The sequence below is a fragment of the Methylobacterium sp. WL18 genome (genome assembly GCF_008040015.1).
Lineage (GTDB): Bacteria > Pseudomonadota > Alphaproteobacteria > Rhizobiales > Beijerinckiaceae > Methylobacterium > Methylobacterium mesophilicum.
Genome location: NZ_VRVD01000180.1, coordinates 1 through 8,311 on the forward strand (window position 1 = coordinate 1; position 8,311 = coordinate 8,311).

At 67.3% G+C, this 8,311-nt stretch carries 9 protein-coding genes and 1 pseudogene; 9 read left to right on the forward strand and 1 reads right to left on the reverse strand.

Annotation, left to right across the window (positions count from 1 at the left end; genetic code table 11):
• Positions 1-131 precede the first annotated feature (131 nt).
• The 9 genes from FV228_RS14435 (at position 132) to FV228_RS14475 (ending at position 7,593) form a co-directional block, all read left to right on the forward strand.
• A complete protein-coding gene (locus FV228_RS14435; RefSeq protein WP_187277756.1) occupies positions 132-353 on the forward strand; it encodes a hypothetical protein in 222 nt (73 codons plus the stop codon).
• 124 nt (positions 354-477) lie between these two features.
• Positions 478-714 (forward strand): light-harvesting antenna LH1, beta subunit, encoded by a 237-nt coding sequence (gene pufB, locus FV228_RS14440; protein ID WP_147855259.1) that lies wholly within the window; start codon positions 478-480, stop codon positions 712-714.
• A gap of 10 nt (positions 715-724) precedes the next feature.
• Complete coding sequence (gene pufA, locus FV228_RS14445) at positions 725-913, forward strand: light-harvesting antenna LH1, alpha subunit (RefSeq protein WP_058194393.1); 189 nt, start codon at positions 725-727, stop codon at positions 911-913.
• A gap of 83 nt (positions 914-996) precedes the next feature.
• Positions 997-1,821 (forward strand): photosynthetic reaction center subunit L, encoded by an 825-nt coding sequence (gene pufL, locus FV228_RS14450; protein WP_147855260.1) that lies wholly within the window; start codon positions 997-999, stop codon positions 1,819-1,821.
• A 95-nt stretch (positions 1,822-1,916) separates the two neighbouring features.
• Positions 1,917-2,897: a photosynthetic reaction center subunit M gene (pufM, locus tag FV228_RS14455; protein WP_147855261.1), complete on the forward strand. Its 981-nt coding sequence runs from the start codon at positions 1,917-1,919 to the stop codon at positions 2,895-2,897.
• A gap of 10 nt (positions 2,898-2,907) precedes the next feature.
• On the forward strand, positions 2,908-4,020 hold the full coding sequence (gene pufC / locus FV228_RS14460; protein WP_147855262.1) for a photosynthetic reaction center cytochrome PufC: 1,113 nt from the start codon (positions 2,908-2,910) through the stop codon (positions 4,018-4,020).
• Positions 4,021-4,138: 118 nt separating this feature from the next.
• Positions 4,139-4,291 (forward strand): DUF3096 domain-containing protein, encoded by a 153-nt coding sequence (locus FV228_RS14465; protein WP_147855263.1) that lies wholly within the window; start codon positions 4,139-4,141, stop codon positions 4,289-4,291.
• A 155-nt stretch (positions 4,292-4,446) separates the two neighbouring features.
• The gene (gene ppdK / locus FV228_RS14470) at positions 4,447-7,137 is read left to right on the forward strand and encodes a pyruvate, phosphate dikinase (RefSeq protein WP_147855264.1); all 2,691 of its coding nucleotides are present in this window, start codon (positions 4,447-4,449) and stop codon (positions 7,135-7,137) included.
• Positions 7,138-7,341: 204 nt separating this feature from the next.
• The gene (locus FV228_RS14475; protein WP_147855265.1) at positions 7,342-7,593 is read left to right on the forward strand and encodes a hypothetical protein; all 252 of its coding nucleotides are present in this window, start codon (positions 7,342-7,344) and stop codon (positions 7,591-7,593) included.
• A gap of 27 nt (positions 7,594-7,620) precedes the next feature.
• On the opposite strand, the pseudogene FV228_RS14480 reads toward FV228_RS14475, so the two are convergent.
• Positions 7,621-8,311 (reverse strand): annotated as a pseudogene (locus FV228_RS14480) (peptidase domain containing protein); the annotation flags it as partial.

Consider the following 8,311-nt stretch of genomic DNA (forward strand, 5'->3'; position numbering starts at 1 on the left):
GCCGAGCGCGCCGCCCGCACGCCCGAATCCGCTGCCGTGGCCCCCGCCCATGTGGCGCGCGCCCGAGCCGATCTTGCCGGGGGGATCCCCGCATGAGCAGCCTTTCCGTTCCCCCCAGAGGAGACCTGACGATGCGCACGATGGTCCCGACCGCCCGCCTGCATCATGAAGCCCTTCAGTTCCGGTTGATCCTGGCCGCGACCTATCCGTGCTTCCTGGCCGCCGCCGCGTTCGCCCGCTTCAAGCCGGCCCGGGCCGCGTCCCGCTCCGGCATCGCGCCGGCGCACCGCTCCGTGTTCGGCGAAGCCCGCGCGATGGCGGTCCAGACGATTCCTTTCGCTTTCATGGGCTGAACGCCCTGATCGAGACGCTTCCGTCCGGTGACGCGGGGGAAGTCAAGCCGTGACCGCCTTGAGCACCACGGCAGCACCCGTCGCCCTTCGCAAGGAGTGCGGCCAACACACGGAGGTCTGAACGATGGCCGGTGGACCCGTTGCAACAGAAAGACCGAGCAGCCTGTCCGGGTTGACGGAACCGGAAGCCAAGGAGTTCCACGCGATCTTCCTGACGAGCTTCCTCATCTTCACGGCGATTGCCGTGGTCGCCCACATCCTGGTGTGGATGTGGCGTCCGTGGCTTCCCGGACCGCAGGGCTACGCTTCTCTCGAAGGCGTCACCGATGCGGCCCGCGCCCTCGTCACGATGATCGGCTGAGGAGGATCGAATGCATAAGGTCTGGTTGCTGTTCGATCCGCGGCGCACGCTGGTGGCTCTGTTCACCTTTCTCTTCATCCTTGCGCTGCTGATCCACTTCATCTTGCTCTCGACCGACCGGTTCAACTGGCTGGAAGGTCCGAAGGCGAACAAGGCGGCGAGCAACATCACGCTCGTTCTGCCGAGCATGCCCGCCTGATCCAGGCTGGCCGGGACCGCGACTCCTAGGGGCCGCGGTCCAAAAACCCCAAAAAATTGCGGCCGGGCTGAGGAGTGTCCGCCATGGCGATGCTGAGCTTTGAGCGAAAGTACAGGATCCGCGGCGGTACGCTGCTCGGCGGCGACCTGTTCGACTTCTGGGTCGGGCCGTTCTTCGTCGGATTCTTCGGCGTCACCGGGCTGTTCTTCACGGTGCTGGGCACCGCGCTGGTCATCTACGGCGCCGCGATCGGGCCGACCTGGAACGTCTGGCAGATCAACATCGCGCCGCCCGACATCAGTTACGGGCTGAAGCTCGCACCGCTGAAAGAGGGAGGCCTCTGGCAGATCATCACGTTCTGCGCGCTCGGGTCGTTCGTCTCTTGGATGATGCGCGAGGTCGAGATCTGTCGGAAGCTCGGCATCGGCTACCACGTGCCGGCGGCCTTCGGCATGGCGATCTTCGCCTATTTCACCCTCGTCGTGGTGCGGCCGTTCCTCATGGGCGCCTGGGGCTATGGGTTCCCGTACGGCATCCTCAGTCACCTCGATTGGGTGTCGAACACCGGATATCAGTATCTACACTTCCATTATAATCCTGCGCACATGCTGGCCGTGACGTTCTTCTTCACGACCACCTTGGCGCTCGCCATGCACGGCGGCCTCATCCTCTCGGCGACCAACCCGAAGAAGGGTGAGACCGTGAAGACCCCGGAGCACGAGGACACGTTCTTCCGCGACACGATCGGCTACTCGATCGGCACGCTGGGCATCCACCGCCTCGGCCTGTTCCTGGCGCTGTCGGCGGGCTTCTGGAGCGCGGTCTGCATCGTGATCAGCGGGCCGTTCTGGACGCAGGGCTGGCCGCAATGGTGGGGCTGGTGGCTCAACCTGCCGGTCTGGCGCTGAGATACCCGTCGCCCGCCGAGAATCGGGCGAACCGATACCAATGATCCAGGCCGGCGCCGCATGAACCGTGCGGACGACCGGGGGGAGGGCGGGCGATGGCCTATTACCAGAATATCTTCACCCAGGTTCAGGTGCGCCCGCTGGAGCCGGAGAACGGCGTCCCGGTGAGCTCGAACGAACGGGTCGGCAAGCCGTTCAACAGCTACCTGTTCGGCCTGCTGGGCAACAGCCAGGTCGGTCCGATCTACATCGGCTACGTCGCGGCCTTGTCCATGGTCTGCGGGCTGATCGCCTTCGAGATCATCGGGCTCAACATGTGGGCCTCGGTGAACTGGGATCCGGTGCAGTTCGTGCGGCAATTGCCCTGGCTTGCTCTGGAACCGCCACTGCCGAAATACGGGCTCAAGGTGCTGCCCCCGCTCAACGAGGGCGGCTGGTGGCTGATCGCCGGCTTCTTCCTCACCACTTCGATCCTGCTCTGGTGGGTCCACCTCTACCGCCGGGCCAGGGCGCTCGGGCTGGGCACCCACGTGCCGTGGGCGTTCGCCTCGGCGATCTGGCTCTACCTGGTCCTCGGCTTCATCCGGCCGGTCCTGATGGGTTCCTGGTCCGAGGCGGTGCCGTTCGGGATCTTCCCCCACCTCGATTGGACAGCGGCATTCTCGCTCCGCTACGGCAACCTGTTCTACAACCCGTTCCACATGCTCTCGATCACGTTCCTGTACGGATCGACGCTGCTGTTCGCGATGCACGGGGGCACCATCCTGGCCTGCTCCCGCTACGGCGCCGACCGCGAGATCGACCAGATCGTCGATCGCGGCACAGCCACCGAGCGCGCCGCCCTGTTCTGGCGCTGGACCATGGGCTTCAACGCCACGATGGAATCCATCCACCGCTGGGCGTGGTGGTTCGCGGTGCTGACCACCCTGACTGGCGGCATCGGCATCCTGCTCACCGGTACCGTGGTCGACAACTGGTACCTCTGGGCCGTCAAGCACGGCGTCGCCCCGTCCTATCCGCAGGTCTACGGCCCGATCGTCGACCCCGCCCATCTCGCACCCGGCATGAAGCCGTGAGGAGGCCGTCATGAAAACGATTCTGGCGGTGGTCGGCGGGGCGCTCGCCCTGTTCCTCACCATCGCGATGTTCGGGGGCGCGGGCTGGACCCATCCCCCCATGGCGGCCAAGCAGACCGGCTTCCGCGGCACCGGCATGGACCTGATCCGTACCCGGGCCGGCAACGAGGCGCTCGCGGCGGCCAACGTCGCCCCGGCCCCCGCCGACCCGGCCGATGCCGGCGGCGACAAGGCCTCGGCGGTCTACGAGAACGTGCAGGTCTTGGGCGACCTCTCGGCCGAGCAGTTCAACCGGCTGATGGTGTCGATCACGGAGTGGGTGGCGCCCCAGCAGGGCTGCACCTACTGCCACAGCACCGAGAACATGGCGTCCGACGAGCTGTACCAGAAGCGGGTCGCCCGTCGGATGCTGCAGATGACCCAGACGATCAACACGTCCTGGAAGGAGAAACACGTCCACGAGGCGGGCGTGACCTGCTACACCTGCCACCGGGGCAATCCGGTTCCGGCCAACATCTGGTTCGACCGTCCCGTCCAGGGCGAGGGCCGGTTCAAGCCACGCAACAACAGCCAGAACATGGCCTCCGCGGAGGTCGGCAACACCTCGCTGCCCTACGATGTCTACCAGGCGTTCTACCAGCACAAGGACACGCCCGAGGACGCGGTGCGGGTCAACGGCACCACGGTGCTGCCCGAGACCAAGGGCAAGCCGATCCAGGACGCGGAGAAGACCTTCGCGATCATGATCAGCATGTCGCAATCGCTCGGGGTGAACTGCACGTTCTGCCACAACACCCGGTCGGTCGCACAGTGGGACACCAGCACGCCTAACCGGGTCCATGCCTGGTACGGCATCCGCATGGTGCGGGACCTGAACCAGGACTTCATGGAACCGCTGACCTCGACCTTCCCGCGCAACAGGCTCGGTGCGTTGGGCGACGTGCCGAAGATCAACTGCGCAACCTGCCACAATGGCGCGAACAAGCCCCTCAACGGCGCCAACGTGATCGGCCCCTATCCGGAACTCTCGCATCCGACCATCGAGGCGAGCCTACCCACCGGCGAGGCGAAGGATCCGATCCCGGGCACCAATACGCCGGCCCTGAAGCCGTCGAAGCCCTGACGCCACCACACGAAGCGCCGGAGACGATCCGGCGCTTCGTCACGCTCCAGCTACAGGGAACCGCCATGCTGTACGGACGTCGGTTGTGGACGGCCGAGCTCGGCCCCCGGAGGCGCCCGTGACCATCACCATCTCGAACCTACAACCGATCATCGCGATCCTGGCCGGTATCCTGATCCTGATCGCACCGCGCCTCCTCAATTACATCGTGGCGATCTACCTGATCGTGGTCGGCGTGATTGGTCTCGGGCTGCTGCGCGGCTTCTCGTAAGGCCTGTCCGCGCGCGATCCCTGACAGACTTCGCTGCGCGTCAGTCGCGCGCGCACAAGCCCGCAATGCGTTCATCTTGCGTTGCGCTGCGGGATGGTCCAACCCGCGCCCATCAGCTCGGCCTGTGCCGGGCATCAGACACGGACGGGTTCGACATGGCGACCGGCAGCGCGAAGTGGGTCTACGCCTTCGGCGACGGCAAGGCGGAGGGCAAGTCGCAGATGCGCGACCTCCTCGGCGGCAAGGGCGCCAACCTGGCCGAGATGTGCAACCTCGGCCTGCCCGTCCCCCCCGGCTTCACCATCACGACTGAGGTCTGCACCTCCTACTACGACAACGGCAAGGCCTATCCGCCGGAGCTGAAGGGCCAGGTCGCCGCCGCGCTGGACCAGATCGGCACACTGACCGGCCGCAAGTTCGGCGATGCCGCCAACCCCCTCCTGGTCTCCGTGCGCTCGGGTGCCCGTGCGTCGATGCCGGGCATGATGGATACGGTCCTGAACCTCGGCCTCAACGACCAGACCGTGCTGGCGCTGGCCAAGGAGGCCGACGACGAGCGCTTCGCCTACGATTCCTACCGCCGCTTCATCACCATGTATTCGAACGTGGTGCTCGGCGTTGAGCACCACGCCTTCGAGGAGGCGCTGGAGCACTACAAGGAAGGCAAGGGCTACGACCTCGACACGGAGCTCGGCGCCGAGGACTGGAAGACCCTGATCCAGACCTACAAGAAGATCGTCCGCGACGAGCACGGCTCCGACTTCCCGCAGGTCGCCGAGGACCAGCTCTGGGGGGCGATCAGCGCGGTGTTCAACTCCTGGATGATCCCGCGGGCCAAGAAGTACCGCGAGCTGAACAGCATCCCGGAAAGCTGGGGCACGGCCGTCAACGTCCAGGCCATGGTGTTCGGCAACATGGGCGACACCTCCGCTACCGGCGTCGCCTTCACCCGCAATCCCTCCACCGGCGAGAAGGCGCTCTACGGCGAGTTCCTGATCAACGCGCAGGGCGAGGACGTGGTGGCGGGTATCCGCACGCCGCAGAACATCACGGAAAAGGCCCGGATCGAGGCCGAAAGCGACAAGCCTTCCATGGAGAAGGCCATGCCCGAGAGCTACGCGGAGCTGACCCGGATCTACGGGATCCTGGAAGCGCATTACCGCGACATGCAGGACATGGAGTTCACCATCGAGAAGGGTAAGCTCTGGATGCTCCAGACCCGCAACGGCAAGCGCACCGCCAAGGCGGCCCTGCGCATCGCCGTGGATCTGGCCGGCGAGGGGCTGATCTCCCGCGAGGAGGCGATCGGCCGGGTCGAGCCCTCCGCCCTCGATCAGCTGCTGCACCCGACGATCGACCCGAAGGCCGACCGCAAGGTCATCGCCTCCGGCCTGCCGGCTTCCCCCGGGGCGGCCACCGGCGAGATCGTGTTCAACTCCGAGGACGCCGAGGCCCTGCGCAAGGCCGAGCGCAAGTGCATCCTCGTACGCATCGAGACCTCGCCCGAGGACATCCATGGCATGCACGCCGCCGAGGGCATCCTGACCACCCGCGGCGGCATGACCAGCCACGCGGCGGTGGTCGCCCGCGGCATGGGCAAGCCCTGCGTCTCCGGCGTCGGCTCGATCCGGATCGACTACAAGGCCCAGACCATGAAGGTCGGCGACGCCACCCTCAAGGCCGGCGACCGGATCACCATCGATGGCTCCACCGGCCAGGTGATCCAGGGCGAGGTGAAGATGCTGGAGCCCGAGCTGTCGGGCGACTTCGCGACCCTGATGGAATGGGCCGACCAGTTCCGCGGCATGAAGGTGCGGGCCAACGCCGACACGCCGACCGACGCCCGCACCGCGCGGAATTTCGGCGCGGAAGGGATCGGCCTGTGCCGCACCGAGCACATGTTCTTCGAGGGCGACCGCATCATCGCGGTCCGCGAGATGATCCTGGCCGACGACGCCGAGGGCCGCCGGACGGCGCTCGCGAAGATCCTGCCCTATCAGCGCCAGGACTTCGTCGAGCTGTTCACGATCATGTCCGGCCTGCCGGTGACGATCCGCCTGCTCGATCCGCCGCTGCACGAGTTCCTGCCGCATACCGATGCCGAGGTCGCCGAGGTCGTGAAGGCGACCGGCGTGTCGGAGGACAAGATCCGCCACCGGATGCGGGAATTGTCCGAGCACAACCCGATGCTCGGCTTCCGCGGCTGCCGCCTGGCGATCGCCTTCCCGGAGATCGCGGAGATGCAGGCCCGTGCGATCTTCGAGGCCGCCGTGCAGGCCGCCGCCGATACCGGCAGCCCCGTCACCCCCGAGGTGATGGTGCCGCTGGTGTTCACCCGCATGGAGTTCGACATCGTGAAGGCGCGGATCGACGTCATGGCCAAGGCGGTGTCCGAGGAGAAGGGCGCCACCCTGGACTACCAGGTCGGCACCATGATCGAGCTGCCGCGGGCGGCGCTCAAGGCCGGTGAGATCGCCCAGACCGCCGAGTTCTTCTCGTTCGGCACCAACGACCTGACCCAGACGGCGCTCGGCATCTCCCGCGACGACGCGGCGACCTTCCTGGGTCCCTACACCCAGAAGGGGATCCTGGCGGCCGACCCGTTCATCACCATCGACCAGGAGGGCGTGGGCGAGTTGGTCCGCATCGGCGTCGAGCGCGGCCGGGCCACACGTCCGGACATCAAGCTCGGGATCTGCGGCGAGCATGGCGGCGACCCGGCGTCGATCGGCTTCTGCCAGGAGGTCGGGCTCGATTACGTCTCCTGCTCGCCCTACCGGGTGCCGATCGCCCGCCTCGCGGCGGCCCAGGCGGCCCTCGGCAAGGTGCAAGGCAAGGAAGGCTGAGCCGGCTATCCGCGGCCGGTATCGGGGGCGGGTCGCCGCCGTCGATACCGGCCGTCAACCAGGACCGATGAAACACTGTTGAAAAAGCGTTTGCGGCTGTTGAACCGGGCCTAGAACGGCACGTTTACTAATTGATCCGGCCGGTCGCGCGAGGTGCACATCGCTCCGTGCCGGGCCCAGTGTCAGGCGCCAGAATCACCAGCCATGATTCCCCGCAGCCCACCTTCGCTCTACGTCGACGCCGGCCAGGCGGCTCCCGTCCCGCGGGCGGCCGTGCGGGCCTACGTCGCGACGGTCGCCGGCCTCGGGGCGATCACCACCGCCGTGATGCTGATGATGTCGGTCGCGGCCAATAGCGGCGGCGAGGCCGAGCGTATCGCCGACACGCAGGACGACGGCTACGCCGCGACCCTGGTCTCCGCCCTGGCGATCAACCTCTCCAAGCCGTTGCGCTGAGCGCAGGCTTTCCCACCCATCCCGGTCTCAGCGCGTTCCGGCCGTCGTGCGCGTAGCCGAGCCGGTGAACCGCGCCGCCGTGAGCTCGTCGCCGGGGCTCTTCGCGCTGAATTTGGTCGCCACCGGTCCAGGTCTTGCCGCCACGACTGCATCCGGAGCGGTCTCGCGTAGACGCGTGGCGGCAACGCGAACCGGGGCGTTGCGGCTTGCCGGCGCGGTGACCGGACCGGTGGACGCCGCCTCGAACAGGGAGCGCAACTGCGCCTTCGCGTCTGCATCGGCCGCCACCAGGGGGCGCCGCGGGGCCGGCTCGACGGCAGCATCCTTAGCCAGAGCCCGCGTTGCGGTCGGAGCCGACAGGTTGGCCATGCCGCCCGCGAGCGAGGCGAACTGAATAGGACGCGGCGGCGGCAACGGCATGGTGATGGCGGCCGCCGCCACGACGGCGAACCCGGAGGGCCGGCGCGGCGGCAGGGGTGCGAGAATCCCCGCCACGGCCTCGTCGGCGCCCGTAGACGGCTTCTCCACGGTGAGCAGGGCCCGTGCATCGACCGGCGGATTGACGTCGGTCCTCGTCTGATCCTGGCGGGTCAGCGTGTTGCGAAGCGTGTCGTCCGCCGTCGGCGCGGCGTAGGCCAGGGCGGCGCGGGTGCCGACCGGATCCTGCGGATCGGCGCTGGCGACCGCGACGACGGGCGCCTGGCGGCCTCTCTTCGCG